Source organism: Prevotella sp. CAG:255, from assembly GCF_000431195.1.
GTDB lineage: Bacteria > Bacteroidota > Bacteroidia > Bacteroidales > Bacteroidaceae > Prevotella > Prevotella rara.
The window spans coordinates 54054-77804 of sequence record NZ_HF986781.1; the positions used below are offsets into that span (position 1 = coordinate 54054).

The following is a 23751-nucleotide window of genomic DNA, read 5'->3' on the forward strand; positions in this document are numbered from 1 at the left end:
ATACGCTCAACCAGATTGCGTCGTGTATTAGAACTGTTTTCGCTGTCATCATCAACAGAAACCAAAGCCTCAACAGGATTCCACTTAACAGAGTTTGCTACAGCAGAGTTTGCAGCATTGCGTTCGTTGGTGTCAGCACCACCATTAAGACCTTTAAGCTTTGTGAAAGCCATACGGCCGTTGAAGTCAAGAGTCAACCATTCGTTAAGTGTAGCATTGATTTTTGCGTTAACGTTGTTCTTCGCATAACCAGAACCGAGCATGATGCTCTTTTCATCGTTGTGAGAGAAACCTACGTTATACTTGATTTCTTTTGAACCACCGCTAACATTAACATTGTATTGTTTCTGCAAACCAGTACGTCCGAAAAGTTCATCCTGATAGTCACGTCCTTCGATTGACTTCCAGATATCAAGGTCATCATAGTTTCCGTAAGCATCATTACCAAGTTCATACTGATAATATGCATAGTTGTAAGGATCCATTGTCTTGATAAGCTTAGTAACCTTCTTCCATCCCAGAGATGCATTGAAGTTAACCTGAGTCTTACCCTCTTTACCGCTCTTTGTTGTAACGATGATTACACCGTTTGCACCACGCGCACCATAAATAGCAGTAGACGAAGCATCCTTCAATACGTCGATGCTCTGAATTTCACTGGGTGCGATGTCGCTGATGCTCTCAACAGGGAAGCCGTCTACTATATAAAGAGGTGAGTTGTCCTGAGACAAAGAACCTCCACCACGCACACGAATCTTGATGTCGGCGTCAGGAGAACCTTCTGTTGTTGTGATGTTAACACCGGCCATTTTACCTGTCATAGCCTCACTTACGCTTGAAACAGGAATGTTTGCGATGTCTTCAGCACTAACTGACGCAACAGAACCAGTCAAGTCTCTTTTCTTAACTGTACCATAACCGATAACGACAACGTCATCAAGATTTGTTGCCTCATCTTCAAGTACAACGTTGATGTTTGATTTTCCGGCAGCATTTACAGTCTTAGCCTTCATACCGATGTATGAAAACTGCAACTGTCCGTCGCCGGTTGTTTTAATAGAGAAATTTCCATCAAGATCTGTCACGGCGACATTCTTGGTACCTTTCTCCTGGACAGTCACACCGATGATCGGCTCACCGTTGGTGTCCTTCACATTACCTTTAACTGTTTGTGCAGAAAGACCGCTCACCACAAAAGTGAAAAGCACTAAAAGCACAATTCGAAAAGTTTTCAAATTACCAGACATAAATGTTATTAATTTAATTAAAAATAAAAAATATAAATTCATCTTACGACAAAGCCACCATAAAGGGCGCAATTATGGCGTGTCCAAAACAGCCAAGCGCCGGACCCTTACGTACTCTATATCGCATAATAAAGGCTCATCAAACAAACATTTACATTGTTATTACCTTGTTTTTTGATATTAGTTTTTATAAGTTTGATAGTTTTGTCTGCAAAGATACGAAAAAAATACATTCCACAAAACAAAATCATTATTTTATACATAAAAAATTTAAATATATAAAACCCATAATTTTATTAACATATATAAATCTTCATGAATACAACTACAACAAAAGATTGTTAATTAGGATGTAGGTAAAAAGGATGTGAAAGTATTAACTTTTCGTATGCTCAAATAATCAACAGATAAAAAGCGACGGACAAAAGGAACAAAATAAATGCAGCATAAAAATACAATGACAGACAGAGACTAACGCATACAAACATTCTAAAATAAAAATGGTGGATACACATTTAAGCGCATCCACCATTACGTCTAAAAGCCCTTAATAACTATCTAATAATTTTGGTTGCTATCTGCTTACCGTCTTTCAACGTTTCTACTTTAATAACAATACCTTTATAAGAGCTGCCAACACGGGCACCCTGCACATTGTAATATGATGTGCGGACAACATCACCACCGGCTACAACAGAATCAGATATACCTGTAGTTGTTGTTGAACCCGGGCCGAAACCTCCACACTCATTAGCAGCACGTACAGAATACTCAGAAGCATTTCCTTCTGTGATGTCATAAGAAGCTGATGTTGTCATTCCGACGAACTCACCATTTCTGAACACTGCATAAGCCAAAGCTCCGTCAACAGCATTCCATGTAAGTTTGTTTCCGTCAGCCTTCAGCACGTCCATGCTCTTCTGAGCCGTGTATGTTGCCGGATACCAGTTCCATGATTTAGAAATTGTCTCGAGTGAGTATCCTTCAGCCTGTTCAGCTGTAAGTATTGTTTCATAAGTATTGCTCTTGCTGTCCTTTGTAAATGTACAAACAAGTGAAGCTGGCGAAATAACCTTTCCGCTCTGATCCATAGTGTTATACTCTACAAATTTATCTGCAGGCACGTTCATTCCACCGAGAGTCCATCTGTTTTCATTAAGACGCTCAGGCTGCAGCAGAGTTGTATTTATGTAAGCACAGCGCGGGGTGTTGTTCCATGCACGGCCGTAGTTAAACTTCTCTGCCTTGCTGTCAATTGTACAACCGCTGAATACATAACCAAACTTGTTTCCCTCTGATGAATTTGTAGAAGGAGCAGTAAGCGTACATTCACCTGAGCCGTCGGCATTGCGGGGTTCTACAGTAAGTGTACAGTTGTTAAAGAACACATCACCCTCACCGCAGATAAAGTCTACCGTTCCGTGAATGTCAGAATTCTCGAAATAGAAGTTTGAGTTGCTGTTTGAATAATATGTGTCCTGATAAGAAAGCATACGTACATTCTTGCAGACAGTGTGCTTACCCTTGTCCTGGATAACAACGGCACGGCCGGCAAATCCGGGTTTGTAGTAGTCGTAAGCATTCTTCAGGGTAAGATCCTGCAGATAAGTATTTTCACCTGTAATGAGGAATGTTGCAGAAACTCCGATACCTTCCTGCTCAGCCTCGTTTACGATTATTGTGTTATCCATGCTCTGACCGATTACAGAGATGTTGTTTCCTGATATAGGTGTAAGCACGGCGTTGCCGAGATCATAAGTTCCGTCCGGCACGAACACATAGGTACGCTTGTCAGAAGAAGAAGCAGCGTTTGCGATTTCAAGAGTTGTAAGGAAGTTACCGCCGTCGTTTGGTTTAACTACATAATAGCCCTGCTCGTTCATCTCAATAGGAGAATCTTCAACATTTGCTATCACGAGTTTGTGCAGATAAATTTCATTGCTTGACTTAAGAGTGACAGTTCCTGCCTGACCTTTATATTCGAGCATAACGCTCTTGCCGTCTGTTGAATCATATCCGGGAGCAGTAGCAACCTCATTGCCTTCTGCATCATAGAGAGTGAGTGTAGCATCCTGCTTGCTGTAACGGCACAGTGTTGCAATAATATAAGCATGACCGCCGACCAACAAGTCTATCTTGCCGTTTGACTCGAGTGTCCATCCGTGTGCTGTATCGTGGAACTGGGCCTTCTCAGCGTTAAACGCCTCATGGTCTTCATCATAGAAATATTCGTCAGTGAGATTGAATGTATAGCGTGCAGATGTGCTTTCTGTCTCTATTTCTGTAACACCTGCATAAAGATTAAGGTCAGAAGTAACGACATCATCTACAGTAAACTTACGTCCACCATCTGCCTCTGCAAACCAGCCGCGGAATTTCTTTCCTTCAGCAACAGTAACCCCTTCATCATCTCTCAATGTAGCGATGCTTGCATCTTTCTCCACTTTCTGTGAATTTTCCAGCACGCTTCCGTCTATATTATAATAGGTAAGGGTGAAGTAAGGCTTGTGAACGAAAGTAATCTTATATGTCATAACGTCCTCGTTGGCCTTCACCTTTATTGTAACGACAGATGTTTCGCCGACAGTTTCGTATGTAACGTCACCGTCAACCTCACCATTGTCGCAAGTTATATCTGTTACAGGATTCTCCAAAGAAGGCAGTGGAGTTGCATTGGGCACCTCGATAGTTGTAGTCAGCACGCCGGCAGATGTCTCTTCGAAGATATCAGCTGCATGGTATGTCTCGTTATTGTAAGAGAAAGTTCCGAGAGACGGAGTAAGCGACATGTCTACATTACCATAAATGTCAAGCTGCAGAAGATATGCATTCTGATTGGTTGTGATATTAGTAAACTTCAGCTGACAGTTTGTTCTGTTGACATCACATGTAACTTCACAGCCGGCAGCCGGATTAGCCACACTTTCCGACAGGATAACCCAGTCGGCATCGCCGTCACCTTTAGCCCAAAGTTTCCAGCCACGATTTCCGCCTGTGGCACCATGTATAAAGTGAACCTTTGTTACAGAAGCAAGTTTTGAAGTAATAATATAAGGATTGTCACTCTTTGCGGCCATCAGCATACCGCCAGTCCAATCAGGAAATTTACCAACATTAAAGTTGCTTGCGCCAATCTGTGTATTGAAGATTGAGAATGAAATCTCCTCATGGCTGTATTTGGTATTCCACTTTACAACTGTTTCTTCTTCTTTGGCAGCGGTCTCATAATCTCCCCATTCAGAAAAATTGGTAGAATACAACTCCTTTTCCTGAATGTTTGAGATGAATTTAACCTGAACACTATAAAGATAAGATGTAGCAGTGGCTATTATTTCAACATAGCCAGCCTCAACATCCTTGCTTTTAACATTATATGACGTTATATCAGCTGTTGCGGCAATGCCACCGACTGTATAATTATACTGACCAGGGAAAGACTTCACTGTAACAACATCGTTTACAGACTTTACAGGAACCTGCAGGATTGTTCCCTGATTAAACTGTGCATAATTGTTTTTCTCTGCGTTCAATTTGCCGTTTGTGGCGTCTACATGCAGCACAACACCATCAACGTTAGATTTCAGGTCGCCAATATTACCATTAAAATCCGTATTGGCACAAATGCCTAAAGGACTGTTATGCTCCCAGTCCCACAACGCAGTAACATCATTCTGTGCCTTAGCTACGATTGCAAACAGCGCAAAAAGGCACATGAGGGTCACTTTTTGTAACGATTTTCTCATATTTAAATTAGGTTAGTTAATATATTTTAGTAAATTATTTTTCAATACTTTATATAAAGTTCGTTTGTTGCGTGCAAAGATATGAATAAAAAACAAATATACGATAAAAATTGATAAAAATATGGCGACAACTTCATCTTTAATGAAAATGCTGATTAAAACCATTAACACAAAACATGCCAAAAGATAAAATATTTTCGATTTTTATCCCTTAAAAAGCATCTTATTAAAATAAATTATTATCTTTGCAGCGAAACAACAAGCTACGTGGAATAGAATAAAATATTATATCTTTTTTACAAATCAAATTATTAACTAAAAAATTAAGTCTTATGAAAAAAATTTTTACTCTTGTAGCAGCTGCTATGATGGCTGTATGTGCTAATGCGCAAGGAACTTACGCTGTACCTGACGATGGTTCAACACCTGAAGACAACATGGTGATAACAGATGTTGAGAACATCACTGTCACACTCGGAACCGGATTCAAGGAGAACAAAAGCAACACTAACCTTCCTGAATTTGTTGCCTACACACAAGGAAACAGCAATGCTGCTTTCGGAGAAGATGGTATAATTCCTGTTTCTGGAACATACTATGAATTCAAGCCTGCAGTAGACGGCTCACTGAAAGTTGGTGCCGTTATCGGTAACGGTAAAGAGTTCCGTGCAGTATGCGACGGCGCATATATGACACCCGGAACAGACTTCACTCTGGTTAACAAAGACGGCGAAACTGTTGAACTTGCAGAGGACAACACTCTCGCAGAGAAATTCTACGGATATGTAAACTTCGACGTTAAGGCAAACAGCACTTACTATCTTTACATGAAAGGTTCTAAGATGAGCTTCTACGGCTTCATCTTCTCAACAGGCGGATCTACTGGCATCTACGACATAACAAAAGACAACGTTGACGCCAACGCTCCTGTATACAACCTTGCCGGTCAGCGTGTAAGCAAAGAAACAAAAGGCATCCTTATCCAGAACGGCAAAAAATTCATCAATAAGTAAATAATATAGTTTACGTTATAATAAATGAAAGGGACAAAGCTCAAAACGACTTTGTCCCTTTTCATTTACACGATCAATAATCCTCCAGTATCTTTTCAAGACGCTTGCGTCTCTTTTCGTGCTTATGCCCCTTAAAATCAAAGAGCTTGAACATATCGAACGAGAACAAGCCCGACGGGGCCTTAAACTGTTTTGCATATTTAGACACCTCACCCTTTTTGATGCACACTATAGGTGCCTTTGCCGTAATGACAACCTCATCGAGCCGGTTGAGTTTGGGCATAAGCCATATTGTGTCACAAAGTTCCTTTCGGCTGTATGCCCTGCTTTCATAACTTACATGTGAAAAAGTGACGCCGTTACACGGCTGACTGATTACAAAACGTCCTCTTGAATCTGTAATCACGGTTCCTTTCGGATTGATATACACTCTTACACCGGCTATCTGACGTTTGGTCTCCATATCGAAGACCACACCTGTTATTTGTGCACTGCCATCAATGCATATCAACAATAACACAAGACAGCCAAAAAGTCTGACAAGAAACATACATCCAATATTTTAACCTCGAAAGGGATTCATGCAAATATAAGAATTTTATAGGCTCGGAATAACATGGCAGACGACCAATTATAAAACTTTCACGTAGTTTTAAGCCCATTAAGACCATGAACAAGATGAGGTTATTCAACATGCATATATCCATATAAAGGAATATTCAATATAACAAATCAGCCAGACTATCTATCCGGATAAAAGCATCTGTTTGAGAACTATTTTTCACAATTTAAACCAACAGCAGAAATATAGCATAAAAAACTGTAACCATTTCAATCACTAAAGATTACAGATAAAGTGTTTACGCATAGTCACACAACAATTCTTTAAGCAACCAGCATCCATTTACTTTCAAACTGTTAATGGCCGGTTTATGCATCGTAACTCGGCCACTTTTTAACCGTAAATGGCCGAGTTTTTATGTAAAACTCAATCGTTTATTTTTGATATTTTACAATGTATCTAATTTTGTTTGCTATATATTGCAGTGTACTGGATTTAGTTGACTGTTCTCCGTGTTAAAACTATATTTGTTTCCAAATCTTTTTTAAATCCAAATCAGGTTGTCACTGCCTTTATTAAAGTTCATCTTTGGTTGTAGTTTGACATGCGCATAAAGTTATAACACTTCATCGTGTAAAGATCACAGCCATCACTATTTTTATGGCATGATGACAGACTTATATAATAAACAAAGAAAATCGGACCGAAAGGTAATTAAACATCTTATTATATAATTAAAAGCATACCTCTCCTTCAACAAAGAGAAATATGCTTTTAATCGCCAAGAACGGACAGTAAAAAATATTATAAAACGTCCATGAATCATTAAGATGTTTTATAGCGGAGTATGCTGCTCCGTAAACATCTTCAAATTATAATGCTAACTTAAATATCTTTCTCATGCCGGCAGAAGATGTATGCCCCAAACAAACACGGGACAAAATAAACATTCTCCTTTTTGCCAGATGCATCTTCCGCTCATTTGCGGCATATCTAAAGTTCTGTCCGCCGACATCTATTATATCTCAGTTGTGGATTTATGCGTTCACAATGTAGCCTGCTACTTTATGATAATCTTGCAGCTCTCGCTTTTTTCTTTAGCATAGATAGTTACTACATAAAGGCCTTTAACCGGAACATACAATGAACCTCCGTCAATAATTTTGTCTGCTATTGTTTTCCCGCTAAGATCTGTTACCACAATTCTGTAAGCGCCTTCTACAGAAGCTGAGACATTATGGCCTGACACAACAAGCCCGATTTTGTCTTCCTGCAAGACTGAGCCTACAGATACAGTACTTTCATCTTGCCAGCTTAGTAGCGGAAATCCATTATTAATGCCGTTTGCGTCTTTCTTCCATGCATTTTGTCCGTTGTCAAGCGCATACAGGAAATCATCGCTCTTCATCTCGTCTGCCGTCTTCTTGACAACAGCACTATTATCATCAGCGGCTCCTTCTTCTGTTTCAAGATAATAGCAATTTTCTATTACAACACCGTCTTCTGTAGTGCCTACAACAGCATTGCCAGTAAAATCGCTTAATATCTCTCCACAGTTATAGCAGTTTCTCAATGTACCGTCTACCAGAAAGCCGACAAGTCCGCCTGCAAAAAATCCGGTAAAGACTATATTGCCCCTGTTATAACAATTTTCGATTACTCCTCCACGGTCTACATATCCTGCAATGCCGCCTAAGTCTGTACTGCCCGCTATATCAGCGTCATTGATGCAGCCAGACACCGTGCCGCCATACATTGTGCCGACGATGCCACCCTGCCCCAGGCCCTGGGTTATTGCTATAGATGCCTTGTTTACGCAGTTCTCAATCCTGCCACCAGTCATTGCTCCAACAACAGCGCCAGAGCCGTCGGTGCCTTCAACAACCGAATTTTTGCCTATTGTAAGATTCTTCACTACGGCATTTTTTGATATACAGGCAAAGAGTCCTGTGCCGCCTACGCTGTTTTGGGCGTCAATAAAATATATGTGCACGTTGTCCACGGTTTTACCGTTGCCGTCAAAAACGCCTAAAAAATATTTTGACTCGTCAATCATCTGACCCGGATTTTCCAGATCAGCATACTCGTTAAAAAAGCCTATAGGCGAAAACTTGTGCAGTCCACCTCCCATGTCAAGACTGTTTACAAGTTTAAAGAACACACCCTCATAAGTTTCTCCGGCAGTAACAGTCTCTGCCAGATAAGCCAGATTTTCTCCTGTCTCAATGAGATACGGGTCTGCTTCGGTTCCGCTTCCTTTTGTCCAAGCCTTTGCAGTACCGTCCCACACCTGTGCATTTGCAACCATAAATGCAAACAAACTCAAAATCGTAAAAATGATTTTACTCATAAATCTAATTAAGTAAACTTGTATACATCCGTAATTTGTGCAAAACTAATTATATTTTTGCATAAACAAAACATTCTGTATTAATTTTATACCATATTGCATATAATGAGGTATGCAAAAAGTAAATTATGAGCATTAAGTATGACTGATAGAGGAAGAATGGAAATATTATATCAACTGATAAAATAATGTTTTCATCAATTGGGACAGCATAAATGTCATATAAATTTAAAATAAATTCATCCAGTCATGCAATATTTTAAGATTATTAGGGTTTTATAAGAAGTAATCGCACTAACGAAATCTTATGAACATCTACATATTATGCATTATCGGGGTATTCATCATCAGTGCCATATGCGGTTTTTTGTTTATCCCGCTGATACTTAACTTCTGCAAGTCGCGTAAACTTTATGACATACCCGACGCACGAAAAATACATCACAACGCCATTCCGCGGCTTGGAGGAATATCCTTCATGCCCAGCATGCTGCTGTCGTTTGCCGCAGCGTTGTATGTAATCAACACTACCGACAAGCAGGTAACAATCAACCTGTGGAGCATTTATTTCCTGCTGAGCATGCTGATGATATATGTAATGGGCATAGTTGATGACATTTTGGGGCTGTCGCCGCTCATCAAGTTTATCGTGCAGATTATCGCAGCCTGTGCCCTGCCTTTGTCAGGACTGTATATCAACAATATGTACGGCTTTTTCGGTATTCATGAGATTCCTTATTATATAGGTTTTCCGCTGACGGTGCTTACTATTGTGTTTATCGACAATGCCATCAACCTTATTGACGGAATAGACGGCCTTGCGGCCAGTTTGTCAATAATAGCCCTGTCTGGTTTTCTCTATATGTTCATCGTTCAGAACGTATGGAGCTATTCTATACTGATTGCAGGCCTGATAGGTGTGCTTGTGGCATTTATGTACTTCAATCTGTTCGGATCGGCTGAAAACAACCGAAAGATATTCATGGGCGACTCAGGAAGCCTTACGCTGGGTTACCTGCTCGGTTTTCTCTGTATAAAATATTCTATGAACAATACGGCTGTGATGTCTCACCACAAGTTCGACTTCATCATAGCCTTCACCCTTCTTCTGGTACCCATGTTTGATGTTGTCAGGGTTTTCATGATGAGGATTTACCACAAGAGGTCGCCTTTTTCTGCCGACAAGACACACATTCACCATAAGTTTATGAGTGCCGGATGCACTCAGCACAAAGCTCTTGTAGCAATATTGCTATTGGCTGTATTTTATGTTGCAGCCAACCATTTCATGCTTATGGCAATGAGCAACACTGTTGTGTTTATCATAGACGTGTTAATATACATCGGCGTGAACCTTGCGCTCAACTATATAATAATGAGAAAGCATTCGCACGTAGGCGATATAAAAGTTGTTTCTGAGAGAGTTAAAAGTTAAACAAATATCATCAAGATTATTAAAAGCGTCCATTTGCAATGCGAATGGACGCTTTTTTATTTGTATAACATCACCTTTTAAAATGCAGGAAACAATCTTTTATAAGTTACGAAAATCAAGATAAGATAAACATGTCGCTGCAGCCATTACTGCATAAAAATAAAAATGTGGCATGAGCCGCCTGCAAATGCCATTTTAATGTTCAAAATACTAAATTAAGAAACATCAAAATCACGGCACTCGGCTCATGCCACAGATATCAAATAATTATAATTTACATCACCCAAAAGCGTGGCGCCAATTGTATATATCCCACAAACCCTCAAATAGGGTGGCCCAAAACCACGGATAATATATTTACACTTGTATCTTACGGAGTATAAGTTTATACCCTGACTACATTTTTTTGAAATACATACGATAAGTACCCGACAACAATATCATCTTGTTTCCGCTAAGACTTTCTATGGTATACGTCTCGTCAGGCGCCACAATTCCAAAAGGATTAAGCAGCGTAATGTCCTCAAGGGGCTTGTCACCATTTTCACGGTCATAGATATAAGGGTCATAAAGACGAAGGGTGGCACCATTATGTTCAAATCTCATCAACAGGCTCTGATGCATCCCCGACTTATCGTCGAGCTGCAACAGCCTGGCCTGAAACGACCAGTAGATTCGCTCATTGCCAAGATCTGCTGTGGTCGACGTGGACAGCGTGTCTACTCGCGTCAAATGCCACATACCGTCAAGGTCGCCATTGTCAAGCGTCCGTATCTCACACGCACCAAACATCATGGAAACAACAAAAGCTATAAAAATATTTATGTAACAATGTTTCATCTTCATATACGTAATTATAAATTAAGAAGTCCGGTCTTTGCCACCGTCAACTGAAATCCGTAATTGTTGCCAAGTATGCTGCCAAGATCCATTCCATAGGCACCCTTAACGCTCCATCCCTTCAGCAGTTTGCCGCCGAAGGCGTATTGTCCCTCAAGCATAAAGCTGAAATTGTGGCGGGTCTTGCCATACGGATCGTCATAAGTACCCAGGCCTTCCTGCCACGAAGCCAGCAATCTATATGTAAAGCGCTCAATAGGACATCCGTCTATACCGAGATGGAAAGCCATGAAGCGGTTGTCCTTCACACATATCGTGCCGTCTGAATTATACAGCGGCGAACGGTAGAGCGGATTGCCCATCACCTGTCCCCAATGCTGCCAGCCTGTATACATTCCGTGATTATAGAAATTATCCTTGCCGCCAATATGGTCGGGTATCGTACTTGTATGGTCGTGATAAATAGGACCGCTCTGATATTTCGAATAAATATACTCAAACACCACGCCGTTCACCCATCTGTCATAGTTCATTCTGAACTCTGCACCAAGCATAATGTCTTTAAAGTCATACAGAAGATAGCGGCTTTTCTTCTTTTCCTGCCACTCGTTTCCCTCGCCATATCCGTCATAGTCAACCAGGAACATGGCTGAATGATCTTCAAAATATTTGTCGGCATAGATGCTGAAACGCCACAGGTCTTCTTCCCAGTTAAGGCGCACGAGCCAGCTTCCTACCTGATTGCCTTCGGCGTTCTGATAGGTAGTCTCGCCAACATCTGCTCCGCCTGGAATAAAAGCATTCCAGAATGCACTGAAACCGGTGTCGCCCTTTATGGCTGTCATGCCTCCATTTCCGTCAGGAAGATACGACGTTCCGCCGAAAGTTGAAGCCATCTCAAGTCCAAGTTCAAACGAGAAAGGACAAAAGAAATTCTCATTTCCAAACTTCAAATATCCTGCCTTGCTGTGATACAGCACATTGTCGGCATATTTGCTCTTCTTTCCTGTAAAGTCATGCTGCCATCCGTCATCAGTCATCATTCCGTAGGCAATGTGTCCCTTTAGGTGAAGCCAGCCGTTGGCAAAAGGCAGAGTCCAATAATCAGGCAGAGCCAGACGCACCTGTGGCACAGGTCTTGCGTTAATGCCGAACGTCTGCGAACCGCTGCTCAGGCGGTCGTCCTTCAGCTCCATTGGATACTGTTTGCTTCCGACGATAAGCACTCCATGAAGCCAGCGTGCCTCAACGAAAGCCTGCTGGACAACGAAATTGCTTGTATAATTATAAGGCACGGCAAGATCTACGCCATAGCCTACTCCCCACCGTCTGGCCGAATCTGTGCGTAAGGGTCTGAACAGGCCAGCCCTGACATATCCGTTCGTTTCGTCGAGCGAACTAAGTCCGTATCTGTTGGCATTGAGCCAAAGCGGCGTACTTCCAGAAGAGAAGTCGGCCTGCATCTCCACATTATATTTAAGTCCCTTGTCGAGACGCAGTTTCTCAGGCTTGTCTTCTTCCCATCCTTGTGAAAAAGCCTGACCGGCAGATGACAATAATAATAAAGCGAGTAATAATGATTTCATCAAAAACAAATTTTAATATATAACGCCATTTATTAAAAAATATTACATTTACCATTCAAAAGACTTATATCATCCTTTAAATAAAGGATTTACGGCACACAATCAGATATAAAACAGCACTGAATATAACGTAAAATACGGCATCTGCATGCAGAATAAACACAAAATAGGGATTTTCCCCCTTGAAGTTAGGGAAAAACCTTTTTACATATGAATAATTATAGCTTTCTTTGCATATGGTTAAAAAGAAAACAGAAAGGCTTTGACATGAACAAGTTTATAATAATACTGACAACCCTGCTGACACTCACCACCACAACAAAGGCGATGAGTTATAGTCAGGCACGCGAACAGGCACTGTTTCTGACGGACAAAATGGCCTATGAACTGAACCTGAACGAGGAGCAATATGATGCAGCATACGAGGTGAATCTCGACTACCTGATGAGCATCAACACATACGATGACCTGTACGGCACATACTGGACACAACGCAACCTCGACTTCAACTACATTCTGCTCGACTGGCAATACAGGGCATTCTGCGCCGCAACATACTTCTACCGCCCGCTTTACTGGACTTCTGGAGTATGGCACTTTGCAATTTACGCCCGCTATCCACGACGCGACTACTTCTACTTCAGCCGTCCGACTGTATACATATCATATCGCGGAGGCCACAGCTGGCACCATAACGGAGGATGCAGCTGGTATAAAGGGCGCACGTTTAACCACGGAAGTATAAACAGAGGGCACGGCATGAGAGACAGATTTGACCGCGGCGACTACGGAAGAGGCCATAAAGGTGCTTTCTCCGGAAGAGACAGAGACAACAGGCGGCCAAGAGAAAACGGATGGGGCCGCAACTTCAACCGCAGACCAGAAAACATAAAAACCATTCAGAATGTAAAAGGGAACATCAACGGAAGCAACCTGAAGGGACAAAAAAGTTTCAGAAGGAACAACCGTGAAAGCAGTACGCGGACAACAGCAAGGCCGAGACCAAACGGCAACGGAAGCATGAACTTCAATGGGAACAGGAGGCAAGGCATCAGCCGCCAGATTAAGACTCCCAACAATACTTTCATTCCACAGAGGTCAACCAAGAGCTTCAGCGGAAACAGAAGCACTCCCACACGCTCATTTAAGAGCAGCGGAAGCAGCAGCCGAAAAAGCTCATCTAGCGGAAACAGCGGCAGACACTTTGGCGGACGAAGATAAAAGCAAAGCCATGCAAACAGACAGTATCATAACAGTATGAGCACGGCATCATTGACACGACAGAATAATTTGCCGCAAACATAAACGACAAACAGGGACGTTGACAAAGGGCAATGCTGCCGACAAGAGGAAGAAACATTAAAACTGATAACAAAATAAGTGACTGTTGAGGACTGAAATCTGCAATTCCTACAATAAAGACTACTTCTTAAACAGCAAGATACATGGTCTTCAACAGTCCAAAAACACCAGGACCGACAGGAGAAATCCTCGTCGGTCCTATGTATTTTGCCGTAATCAGCGCCTTATGCAATCGCATAATACAGACAATACTGCACCTACGGAGAACATCTGACGGCAACAGACAACAACCAGATGAACTGCCATAAGCGCCCGGCAGACTTATAGCCTGCCAAGACTAAAGCATCAGCTGTCTTACCTCCGTATTGCGCATAGGCGCAATATCCTTCATTTCCTTGTCATAAAACACAGCCTGAATAGCCTTGTTTATAATGCCATGCCCAACAGCAAGCACTCTCTTTTCAGGAAAATTTTCACGTATAAAATCAATAAAGCGCCTTGCCCTTGATTTCAAAGCGTCAATTGTCTCTATGTCATCAGGCCATTCAACATCCTTCAAGTCAGGTATGTAACGTCCGGTAAAGCTGCCCCAGTCGCGCTCTCTGAGCAGTTCCGTGGTAATAACTTCAGCCCCGTAAGGCTCTGCTAATATTCTACATGTCTCAACAGCACGCCACAAATCGCTCGCCACAAAGACATCTATATGCTCGGATGACATCTGCACAGCCAGTTCTCTGGCCTGCTCACGTCCTTTGTCGTTAAGCTCGCCCTGCGTCTGTCCCTGCATGATGTGGTTTGCGTTGTCCACAGTCTCGCCGTGCCTTACAAGATAAAGCGTTGTCATATTTCTTTAGTTTTCAAATCAATGCAAAGGTAATACATAACGAGAACAAAACAAAATAAAAGTCAGCTTAAGCCTGATGTTATCTGTTTTTTAGCTGACGCCAGGACACGAAAGCCTTTGCATGCATATTAATGGCACCCATATACAGTGCCGGCAGCGGGATAAAGTCAAGCCGGACACGGCCAGCATCACTTTGTTATCATTCTTTGTATAAAATAAGTTAAACTTATTGTAAACAAAGACAAAACGCACTATCTTTGTAAGAAAGAGCAAAGAACTTACAGCCAGAATGCCGCATGGCCGGCAGGAAGAATAAAACGGCATAATGGCTGCATGACAATAATAATCCTTAAGGACTATATATAAAAGAAAATCTAAATAAAATCTACAGACATGAAAGTATTGCAAAGTTCTGTTTTTCGCGCTATATGCGCAATAATTATCGGCATACTGCTGATAAACAATCCCGACAACACCGTGAAAGGCATAACCATTGCCATCGGACTGCTGTTCCTCGTGTCGGGTGCAATATCGTGTGCGGTATATCTGAACGCCAGGGCGCACGCATCAGACACTGAAATTTACGACGCTCAGGGACGACTTATTGTAACGGGCAAGCCTACATTCCCTATTGTAGGAATAGGCAGCGTGCTGCTCGGTCTGATACTGACCATAGTGCCGGGTCTGTTTGTCAAGTCGCTGATGTACTTTCTCGGAGCCATAATCATCCTCGGAGCCATAAACCAGTTTATGGTTCTGGTCAATGCCAAAAGGATGTTCCGCGTGCCACTGTGGTTCTGGATATGCCCGTCGGTGATATTCCTCACAGGCCTGCTTGTGCTGATTAAGCCAATGGAGACGGCATCGCTGCCGCTGCTTATCATAGGATGGTGCCTGCTGCTGTACGGCGCAACAGAATGCGTCAACGCATTTAAGATTCACCGTGAGCGCAAGCGCATCGAGACAAATCTGACAATAAAAGACAAAGACTAATAACAACAAAGGCTGCCGTGACAATGTCGGGCAGCCTTTATTGTTTTGTTATAAGAATGAGGTCTAATGCCGTCAACGCTACAATGAAGAGGCATTAAACGTTTACAAGACTTTCTATGTATTTACAAAGGATGTTTATTCCCTTATGGTTCTCTCCTCCCTGCGGAATTATGAGGTCGGCATACTTCTTTGTAGGCTCGATAAACTGTTCGTGCATGGGCTTAAGAACTTCGAGATAACGGCTGATAACCATGTCTACGGTGCGCCCGCGTTCGAGCACGTCGCGCTGTATGTTGCGTATCAGACGCTCATCCGAGTCGGTGTCAACAAATATCTTCAGGTCCATCATGTCGCGCAGTTTCTTGTTGAGCAGAGTCATGATGCCTTCAATGATTATCACCGGTTTCGGCTCAACGTGCAGCGTTTCTTTCAGGCGGTTACACTTGATATACGAATATGTGGGCTGCTCAACGGCCTGTCCGTTTCTCAGTTCGTTTACCTGCTTGATAAGCAGTTTCCAGTCGAAAGCGTCCGGATGGTCAAAGTTTATGGCATGACGCTCCTCCTCGGTCATGTGCGACGTGTCGTTATAATATGAGTCGAGCGGAACCACAACCACATGATGCGGCGGCAGCGCCTCGGCTATCTTTCTCACAACGGTGGTCTTGCCCGAACCTGTTCCACCGGCTATTCCAATAATGGTCATACTCTATATGTTTTTTAGTCGCAGGCAATTGTCTTATATTTAATAAGGTAGATATGCCCTGCGGATTTATGGTTAATAACTTTATTGCTTAAATAAGGCCAAGTTGCCTGAAGGCTTTTTCATAATATTCGGCCTTACGCTCAATCTTCATCGGATATGCGCGCGAACTGCTCGGCATGCGGTATAGCGTCAGACTGCGGCCTAAGACAGAAAAGCCGATGCCCTCGCCCACCTTCGGCTGCTTTATTCCGAAGTAAGAGGCAAATGTGTCTGTAGCCTTCTGTCCCGTGGTTATCACGGCGCGGCATGTTGGTATGGAGGCCAGCAGCGAGCCGAGGTCGGTGGCTTCAACAATCTCAAGGTCTTTGTCTGATGCCGTATTCTTTGTGCGGCACACCTTGCACGCCGTGTCGTAGAGACCTATGCCCTTTTCGTTAAGGAAACTGATGATGTCCTCACGTCGGAAAGTCTTCGCCTCACTGTCTACAAAATGCAATTTGTCGCCGAAGAAAATATGGCCGAATATGCGCCACATGTCATTGATGAAGTTGGGATAAAAGAAATCCATACACCAACGGTTGCGTGCCGGCGGAAAACTGCCGAGCATCAGCAACCGTGTGTTTTCAGGCAGAAAAGGCCTTAGCGGATGTTCTTCAGTTACGCTCATTTCTGCTCTTTTACCAAGTAAACAACAACAGGCAGGTGGTCGCTGTATCCGTCGAGCCAGATGCCTCCTCCGTGTGTACGCTTAGGCGTGCCCTTGTATTTTCCTTCATTATTGAAGAGATAGTCGCGGCGGAATATCTGATTCTTCCAGAACTTCAGTGTCGAGAAGTCTTTCTTGCCGTCGCGGTTAAGCATGTTTGGCGTAAGCACTATCTGGTCGAAAAGATTCCATGATCCCTGATATGAGAGCGTGCCCACGCCCTGCTTTGTCAGGATGTTATACCACGGATTATACATGTCGCCGTCCTTTACGTCCTTCACTTCGGCCTTTGCTCCCAATATGTCTTTCATGCTCTTGTTTGTCGGGTCGTCGTTCATGTCGCCCATAACGAGCACCTTCATTGCCGGATTCTCGCTGACAAGCGAATCCTTGATATTCTTGACGAGCTGTGCAGCCCTCTCACGATATGAAGATCCAGAGAAACGGCTCGGCCAGTGGCACACGATGACCGTAACAGGCTCGCCTGCAAGCTCGCCGGTAACGGTGAGGAATCCGCGCGTGCGGAAGTTGGCAGGCATGGTCTCGTCGGGAATGTATGGCAGCAGCGTAGAATTATTGACTGTGAACATAGACGGATTGTAGAGCAGCGCACAGTCGATACCGCGGCTGTCGGGTCCTTCAATATGTACATATTTATATCCACGCGCGCGAAGAGGCTCCTGCGCCGTAAGGTCGTTGAGCACATTGGCGTTTTCAACCTCAGACAGTCCTATCACAGCACATCCCACGTCAGGCAGCACGTCGGTGCCCATATCGGCCAGCACCTTGGCCATGTTGCGCAACTTATGCGAATACTTAAGACCGTTCCAGCGCGACGAACCTGTGGGCAGATACTCATAGTCTTTCTTGCCTTCATCATGACATGTGTCGAAAAGGTTTTCCTGATTGTAGAAACCTACGGCATACACTGAATATTTTTTCTGTGCAAAACTGCTCACGGCAACAAGCCAGAGAGACAAAACAATTAACAGATTAAACTTTTTCATAATATAAAAATCATTGTTTCTTCAATACAATTTTCTGATTTATCCCCCATGGCAATGCTGAAAGCATGGCTTTTCGGAGGTGGTGGTTATTTTTGCAAAGATAATGCAACTTAAAGATAATTCAAAAAATTAGATACTTTATTTTTTGATTATCCGGATTTTGAAACAAATTTGTAGAAAACAAGTAACAATAATGACACACTGCGCCAAAAACCCACATCAGCGCCAACCGGGAGAAACCTGAAGGATACGTCACAGCACGCCAGCATGTGCCCATATTGCAACTTAAAGCCCACGCCGGCCCAAAACAACGCATCGGCCCAAGACTGCCGCAACCGGCAACATCACGGCAAGCCTCAACGCAGCTCAACATCTGCATGGAACACGCTGGCCGAACTGCACATACGCACAAGCCCAAAGTCTGACAAAGACAGCCGTGCGCACGGCGTTCATACACAAAAAAGATAACACACTGACATACAATAAGTTACAAACGGCATTGTAAAAGATATCCTTTTAGGCTGCAAAAGGTGGCATATTGCAATGTAAAAGGCGGTCTTTCGGAAGCCAAAAGACCACCTTTTGCAAAACGGCATTTTGCCAACCATAATACACGGACAAAAAACTGCACGAAAGAATACAAAAACTGCATTGTAAAAAACGCAGGCTAAAACTGCATAAAAACCGTGGCATGCGAAAAATAGAACAAAAAAGCAAACTGCAAGAACACCGCTTATTAAAGTTGCATAAAGCTAGTAAAAACGGGCTATTCAAGGCCAATGAACGTGGAGATATTACACTCTGATTAAATTTAACACAAAAAGAAGCAAGCAAAAAGATTATTTTTTGTTTTATTTTTGATGTTTATCTAAAAAAAATTATCTTTGCCAAAAGTTTATTACCTAAAACCATTATTATGCAAAAAAAGCTGAAATTAGCAGTGATTGCTTTATGCTATACGCCTTTGCTGCATGCGCAAAGCGATTCCATAGGGCAAAGGGGTGCCGTCTTGAGTGAGTCGGCATTCACATTCACGGAGGCACAATTGGGCGAAGACGATGACATGTCACAAAACGTAACCATAGTGAACTCTAACTCAAACATCTATGCAAGCGAGGTTGGATATCTGTTCTCACCTATGCGTTTCCGCTACCGTGCATTCGACCAGAAATTCAACGACATCTACATTAACGGCGTACCGATGAACGACATCGAGTCTGGACAGTTCCGCTATTCGGTCGTAGGCGGACTCAACCAGCAGACACGCAATATGGAATTCTCATTGCCCTTTGAGAGCAACAACTTTGCCATGCCGTCAATGGGCGGTGCAAACAACTATAACTTCCGCCCGGCTGCCATGCCCACAGGCCACAGGCTGACGCTGAGCGGCGCAAACCGCAACTACACCCTGCGCGGAATGTACACATTCAACTCAGGACTCAACAGCAAGGGATGGGCCTTCTCTGGCAACGTAACTTACCGCTGGGCCAACGAGGGATATGTTGAGGGAACATTCTACAACTCGCTCTCTTACTTCCTCGGCGTACAGAAGGTGTTCGGCGACGGCGCACATTCACTCTCGTTAGTAACATGGGGCAACCCCACGGAGCGTGCATCGCAGGGTGCTGGTACTGACGAGATGTACTGGCTGGCAAACGACCGCTACTATAACCCTTACTGGGGATATCAGAACGGCAAGAAGCGCAACTCGCGCATCGTGACAGACTTTGCACCTACAGCATTGCTGACATGGGACTGGAAAATTGACGACGAGACAAAGCTCACCACGTCGCTCATGGGAAAATACAGCATGTATAAGAGCACAAAGCTCAACTACAACAATGCAGACAACCCACACCCCAACTACTGGAAGAACATGCCGAGCAGCTACTATGACGTATGGGACGAGACCGACGCCACCAACCGCACTGAGCAATGCCTGGCAGACTGGAACACGGCATACGACTACTGGACTTCGTCGAAGGCCAACCGCCAGATAAACTGGGACCGCCTGTACTATTCTAACCGCCAGGTTTCAGCACAGGGAGCCGACGCCATGTACTACATCCAGGCCAAGCACAACGACGCGCTGACAGTATCACTCGCGTCAACGCTGAACAAGCAGCTCAGCAAGAACAGTCAGCTCAACTTAGGTATCATCGCATCTACAAACAAAGGCATGCACTATCAGACGATGGAAGACCTGCTCGGAGCTACCACATATCACAACATAAACACATACGCCCTGGGAACATACGACCGCAACGCCGACGAAATACAGTACGACCTTAACAACCGCAACGGCGTGGTAAGAGAGGGCGACAGATTCGGCTACGACTACAACCTGCTCGTAAACAACGGCAAAATATGGTCGAGCTACAGCGAGAACTTCGGCATTATGCATTACACCATAGCAGCAAAACTGGGATACACCAGCATGCAGCGCGACGGTAGAATGCGTAACGGTATGGCAGCCAACAACTCTTACGGCAAGAGCAAGACAGCCCAGTTCCTCGACGGAGGCTTCAAGCTCGGCACAAGCTTCAATCTCGGACGCGGCAACACGCTGACCTTCGGAGCCGGATATGAGCACCGCGCACCTCAGGCAAGAAATGCGTTTGCATCTCCTGAAATCAACAACGACTTCGTGCTCAACCTCAAGAACGAGCGCGTGTTCAGCACCGAAATCGGCTATCAGCTGCAGACATCATGGCTGCATGCCAACATCAACGCTTACTATAGCTATCTGACAAACGTAACCGACTGGCAGAACTTCTACTTCGACGATATCAACTCGTTCTCATACGTATCTCTGACAGGCATGAAGAAAGAGTATTACGGAGTTGAAGCCGGACTTAAGTTCAAGGTTACAAGCGCATTCGACATCAAACTTATCGGTACTATCAGCGACGCCAAAATCAAGAACAACGCTCATGTACGCTACATGAACTCAACAAGCGCGCTCTACACCGACGAAATAGTATACAACAAAGGCATGCGCGACTCTGGCACACCGCTCACAGCAGCAAGCCTCGGCTTGAGCTATCACAGCGGCGGATGGTATCTCGACCTCAGCTGCAACTACTACGACCGCATCTACCTCTCTTATTCTCCATGCTACAGATACGAGAGCACACTCAATGCACGTCAGGAGGCTGTAGGCGACATCTACGACAATGAAGGCAACGTGCGCGCATCTGCATTAGAGCAGGCACAGGGCCACGGCGGATTCATGCTCGACGGTTCAATCGGCCGAAGCATCTATCTGAAACGTGGATCGCTCTCTATTAACCTCATGGTTACAAACATCCTGAACAACCAGAACCTCTGCACCGGAGGATATGAGCAGAGCAGAAGCGACTACACAAGCTCTGGCAACATCCGCGCATACCGCTTCTCTAAGAACCCGATGAAATTCTATGCTTACGGAACTAACGGCATGCTGAACATTACTTACAGATTCTAAAAATCAAAAGACGATGAAAAAAATTAAATATATAAAACTGATAATGCTCACGCTGGCCCTCGGACTTTCAGTTACATCATGCATGGACGAAGACTGGAGCGACCCGACAGGAGACACCGCGCCCTACGGCAATAACGACATACAGGAGACAAACGTAATATCTATTGCCGACCTAAAAGCCAAATATGCATCAACCCTGGCCAACCAGAACGACACGGCGCGCATAACAGACGACCTGCAGATAAAGGCCCGCGTAACAGGAAACGACATTGGCGGAAACATCTATAGCGAAGTGGCTGTCGACGACGGCACAGGAGCAATACTTATCTGCATCTCTCAGGGCGGACTCTTCGGATATCTGCCTGTAGGTCAGGAAATACTTGTAAACCTGAAAGACCTCTATATCGGAACCTACGGATACCAGCCGCAAATCGGCACTCCGTATACCAATGCCAGCGGAAAGACATTCCCGAGCAGAATGAACAAGACTGTATGGCAACAGCACTTCAAGCTGATGGGCGCAGCTGATGCGTCAAAGATAGACACTCTCGAGTTTGACATCAGCAAGGCAAAAGACGCCAGCTACATGAAAGAGAACTGCGGACGCCTCATGGTTGTAAAGGGTGTAAGACTCAAAGATGCCGACGGCGTGAAGACTTTTGCACCTGAATCAGAGAAAGACGGCGGCAACGGCGTAAGCCGTCCAATAGAAGGATTCTCTTCAAACGAATTCGTAGTACGTTCAAGCACGTATGCCGACTTTGCCGGAACAGTAATGCCACAGGAGAAACTTGACATAACAGGTATCTTCACACGCTACAGCAACACATGGCAGATACTGATGCGTTCTGACTCAGACTTCAAAATATCAGAATAAAAAACATTTAACAAAACAATAAAAGAACAACAGTTATGAAAAAGATATTATTTTCAGTGCTTGCCCTCGCTATGGCAGCATTCTCATTCACAAGTTGCGAAGACGTTCCCGCTCCTTATGACGATCCCAATGCAGGCGGCGGTGGTGAGGTAGTTTTGCCTGAGGGCGTACTGCTCGACCAAAGTTTCACCAACTCGTTAGGCAGCTTCACATCTGTATCAGCAAGCGGCTCGCTCAAATGGTACAACGACTATTCAAGCGCTATGGTTACAGGATTCCAGGACTTCAATGGCGACGGTCAGAAAGAGAACCAGGCGGGAGTTACATATCTTGTTGGCCCCGAAATCGACCTCACAGGTGTTGAAAACGCATACATAACCATCAACCATGCGCTTAACTACGAACGAGGCGACATCAATACAAACAACACTATCCTGATAAGTAAGGATTATTCAGGCGACGTTAACACAGCCACATGGGAGCCGTTAAGCTACAATACAGACGGTCTGAACTCAGGTTTTGAATTCTGCGAGAAGAGCGTAAACATCCCTGCATCATACATGGGAAGCAAGGTTGTTATCGCACTGCGCCACACCTGCTCAGAAAGCCAGTCATCAACATGGGAGGTTAAGAGCATCAAGGTTCAGGAAGGCCAGGCACCTGAAGAAGGCGGCAGCGAAACTCCTGACGGCACATATATCGACCAGGATTTCTCTTCTTCACTTGGTTCATTTACATCACAGTCTGCAAGCGGAAGCCTTAAATGGTATAACGACTACTCAAGCGCCATGGTTACAGGTTTCCAGGATTTCAACGGAGACGGCTCTAAAGAGAACCAGGCAGGTGTTACATATCTCGTAAGCCCTGTAATCGACCTTACAAGCACAACAGAGGCATATATCACCATTAATCATGCCATCAACTATGAGAAGGGTGACATCAACGCCAACAACTCTATCGTTATAAGCAAAGATTACAACGGCGACGTAAAGACAGCAACATGGAAGATGCTCGAATATGACACAAACGGCTTAGGCACAAGCTTCACATTTATGGAAAAGAGCGTCAACATTC

General features: G+C 43.9%; 17 protein-coding genes. 7 read left to right on the forward strand and 10 right to left on the reverse strand.

The genetic code is table 11. The features are described from left to right. Positions 1–1247, reverse strand: a 1247-nt coding sequence (locus QVO66_RS03285) for a SusC/RagA family TonB-linked outer membrane protein (protein WP_288172518.1), incomplete at its 3' end; no start/stop codon positions are given. A 554-nt stretch (positions 1248–1801) separates the two neighbouring features. Next, on the reverse strand, positions 1802–4990 hold the full coding sequence (locus QVO66_RS03290) for a pectinesterase family protein (protein ID WP_021853975.1): 3189 nt from the start codon (positions 4988–4990) through the stop codon (positions 1802–1804). Positions 4991–5322: 332 nt separating this feature from the next. On the opposite strand from QVO66_RS03290, the gene QVO66_RS03295 reads away from it, so the two are divergent. Continuing rightward, entirely contained in the window at positions 5323–6003 is a 681-nt protein-coding gene (locus QVO66_RS03295; protein WP_021853976.1) for a hypothetical protein, read from the forward strand. 73 nt (positions 6004–6076) lie between these two features. On the opposite strand, the gene QVO66_RS03300 is transcribed toward QVO66_RS03295, so the two are convergent. Then, a complete protein-coding gene (locus QVO66_RS03300) occupies positions 6077–6553 on the reverse strand; it encodes a carboxypeptidase-like regulatory domain-containing protein (protein WP_021853977.1) in 477 nt (158 codons plus the stop codon). A 1072-nt stretch (positions 6554–7625) separates the two neighbouring features. Next, complete coding sequence (locus tag QVO66_RS03305; RefSeq protein WP_021853978.1) at positions 7626–8915, reverse strand: T9SS type A sorting domain-containing protein; 1290 nt, start codon at positions 8913–8915, stop codon at positions 7626–7628. Between the two features lie 307 nt (positions 8916–9222). On the opposite strand from QVO66_RS03305, the gene QVO66_RS03310 reads away from it, so the two are divergent. Further along, positions 9223–10350 (forward strand): MraY family glycosyltransferase, encoded by a 1128-nt coding sequence (locus tag QVO66_RS03310; RefSeq protein WP_021853979.1) that lies wholly within the window; start codon positions 9223–9225, stop codon positions 10348–10350. Between the two features lie 396 nt (positions 10351–10746). Here the strand turns inward: QVO66_RS03310 and QVO66_RS03315 are convergent, their stop codons facing one another. Then, positions 10747–11190: a lipocalin-like domain-containing protein gene (locus tag QVO66_RS03315; RefSeq protein WP_288172519.1), complete on the reverse strand. Its 444-nt coding sequence runs from the start codon at positions 11188–11190 to the stop codon at positions 10747–10749. 14 nt (positions 11191–11204) lie between these two features. Then, positions 11205–12776 (reverse strand): capsule assembly Wzi family protein, encoded by a 1572-nt coding sequence (locus QVO66_RS03320; protein WP_021853981.1) that lies wholly within the window; start codon positions 12774–12776, stop codon positions 11205–11207. A 267-nt stretch (positions 12777–13043) separates the two neighbouring features. On the opposite strand from QVO66_RS03320, the gene QVO66_RS03325 reads away from it, so the two are divergent. Further along, positions 13044–13997, forward strand: a complete 954-nt coding sequence (locus QVO66_RS03325) for a hypothetical protein (protein WP_288172520.1) — start codon at positions 13044–13046, stop codon at positions 13995–13997. Between the two features lie 418 nt (positions 13998–14415). Here QVO66_RS03325 and QVO66_RS03330 read toward each other — a convergent pair whose 3' ends face one another. Next, entirely contained in the window at positions 14416–14922 is a 507-nt protein-coding gene (locus QVO66_RS03330; RefSeq protein WP_021853984.1) for a histidine phosphatase family protein, read from the reverse strand. Between the two features lie 393 nt (positions 14923–15315). On the opposite strand from QVO66_RS03330, the gene QVO66_RS03335 reads away from it, so the two are divergent. Continuing rightward, a complete protein-coding gene (locus tag QVO66_RS03335; RefSeq protein WP_021853985.1) occupies positions 15316–15915 on the forward strand; it encodes a DUF308 domain-containing protein in 600 nt (199 codons plus the stop codon). A gap of 94 nt (positions 15916–16009) precedes the next feature. Here QVO66_RS03335 and udk read toward each other — a convergent pair whose 3' ends face one another. The 3 genes from udk to QVO66_RS03350 form a co-directional block, all read right to left on the reverse strand. Beyond that, the gene (gene udk, locus QVO66_RS03340; RefSeq protein ID WP_021853986.1) at positions 16010–16621 is read right to left on the reverse strand and encodes a uridine kinase; all 612 of its coding nucleotides are present in this window, start codon (positions 16619–16621) and stop codon (positions 16010–16012) included. A gap of 88 nt (positions 16622–16709) precedes the next feature. Further along, positions 16710–17288 carry a uracil-DNA glycosylase family protein gene (locus QVO66_RS03345; protein WP_021853987.1) on the reverse strand — a complete coding sequence of 193 codons (579 nt, stop codon included), beginning with the start codon at positions 17286–17288 and terminating at the stop codon, positions 16710–16712. Further along, entirely contained in the window at positions 17285–18334 is a 1050-nt protein-coding gene (locus tag QVO66_RS03350; RefSeq protein WP_021853988.1) for an endonuclease/exonuclease/phosphatase family protein, read from the reverse strand. Before QVO66_RS03350 ends, QVO66_RS03345 begins: the two co-directional genes overlap by 4 nt. Positions 18335–19250: 916 nt before the next feature. Between QVO66_RS03350 and QVO66_RS03355 the strand changes: the two genes are divergently transcribed. The 3 genes from QVO66_RS03355 to QVO66_RS03365 form a co-directional block, all read left to right on the forward strand. Then, positions 19251–21800, forward strand: coding sequence for a TonB-dependent receptor (locus tag QVO66_RS03355; RefSeq protein ID WP_021853989.1), 2550 nt, complete (start codon positions 19251–19253; stop codon positions 21798–21800). Positions 21801–21813: 13 nt separating this feature from the next. Then, complete coding sequence (locus tag QVO66_RS03360; RefSeq protein ID WP_021853990.1) at positions 21814–22677, forward strand: DUF5689 domain-containing protein; 864 nt, start codon at positions 21814–21816, stop codon at positions 22675–22677. Between the two features lie 35 nt (positions 22678–22712). Continuing rightward, positions 22713–23751: choice-of-anchor J domain-containing protein (locus tag QVO66_RS03365; RefSeq protein ID WP_288172522.1), on the forward strand; the 1039-nt coding region annotated here is incomplete at its 3' end.

What these genes read in the sequence shown, in the direction of transcription:
- QVO66_RS03290 (WP_021853975.1), bottom strand. Translation starts at nt 4,990, where the DNA reads ATGAGAAAATCGTTACAAAAAGTGACCCTCATGTGCCTTTTTGCGCTG.
- QVO66_RS03295 (WP_021853976.1), top strand. Translation starts at nt 5,323, where the DNA reads ATGAAAAAAATTTTTACTCTTGTAGCAGCTGCTATGATGGCTGTATGT.
- QVO66_RS03300 (WP_021853977.1), bottom strand. Translation starts at nt 6,553, where the DNA reads ATGTTTCTTGTCAGACTTTTTGGCTGTCTTGTGTTATTGTTGATATGC.
- QVO66_RS03305 (WP_021853978.1), bottom strand. Translation starts at nt 8,915, where the DNA reads ATGAGTAAAATCATTTTTACGATTTTGAGTTTGTTTGCATTTATGGTT.
- QVO66_RS03310 (WP_021853979.1), top strand. Translation starts at nt 9,223, where the DNA reads ATGAACATCTACATATTATGCATTATCGGGGTATTCATCATCAGTGCC.
- QVO66_RS03315 (WP_288172519.1), bottom strand. Translation starts at nt 11,190, where the DNA reads ATGAAACATTGTTACATAAATATTTTTATAGCTTTTGTTGTTTCCATG.
- QVO66_RS03320 (WP_021853981.1), bottom strand. Translation starts at nt 12,776, where the DNA reads ATGAAATCATTATTACTCGCTTTATTATTATTGTCATCTGCCGGTCAG.
- QVO66_RS03325 (WP_288172520.1), top strand. Translation starts at nt 13,044, where the DNA reads ATGAACAAGTTTATAATAATACTGACAACCCTGCTGACACTCACCACC.
- QVO66_RS03330 (WP_021853984.1), bottom strand. Translation starts at nt 14,922, where the DNA reads ATGACAACGCTTTATCTTGTAAGGCACGGCGAGACTGTGGACAACGCA.
- QVO66_RS03335 (WP_021853985.1), top strand. Translation starts at nt 15,316, where the DNA reads ATGAAAGTATTGCAAAGTTCTGTTTTTCGCGCTATATGCGCAATAATT.
- udk (WP_021853986.1), bottom strand. Translation starts at nt 16,621, where the DNA reads ATGACCATTATTGGAATAGCCGGTGGAACAGGTTCGGGCAAGACCACC.
- QVO66_RS03345 (WP_021853987.1), bottom strand. Translation starts at nt 17,288, where the DNA reads ATGAGCGTAACTGAAGAACATCCGCTAAGGCCTTTTCTGCCTGAAAAC.
- QVO66_RS03350 (WP_021853988.1), bottom strand. Translation starts at nt 18,334, where the DNA reads ATGAAAAAGTTTAATCTGTTAATTGTTTTGTCTCTCTGGCTTGTTGCC.
- QVO66_RS03355 (WP_021853989.1), top strand. Translation starts at nt 19,251, where the DNA reads ATGCAAAAAAAGCTGAAATTAGCAGTGATTGCTTTATGCTATACGCCT.
- QVO66_RS03360 (WP_021853990.1), top strand. Translation starts at nt 21,814, where the DNA reads ATGAAAAAAATTAAATATATAAAACTGATAATGCTCACGCTGGCCCTC.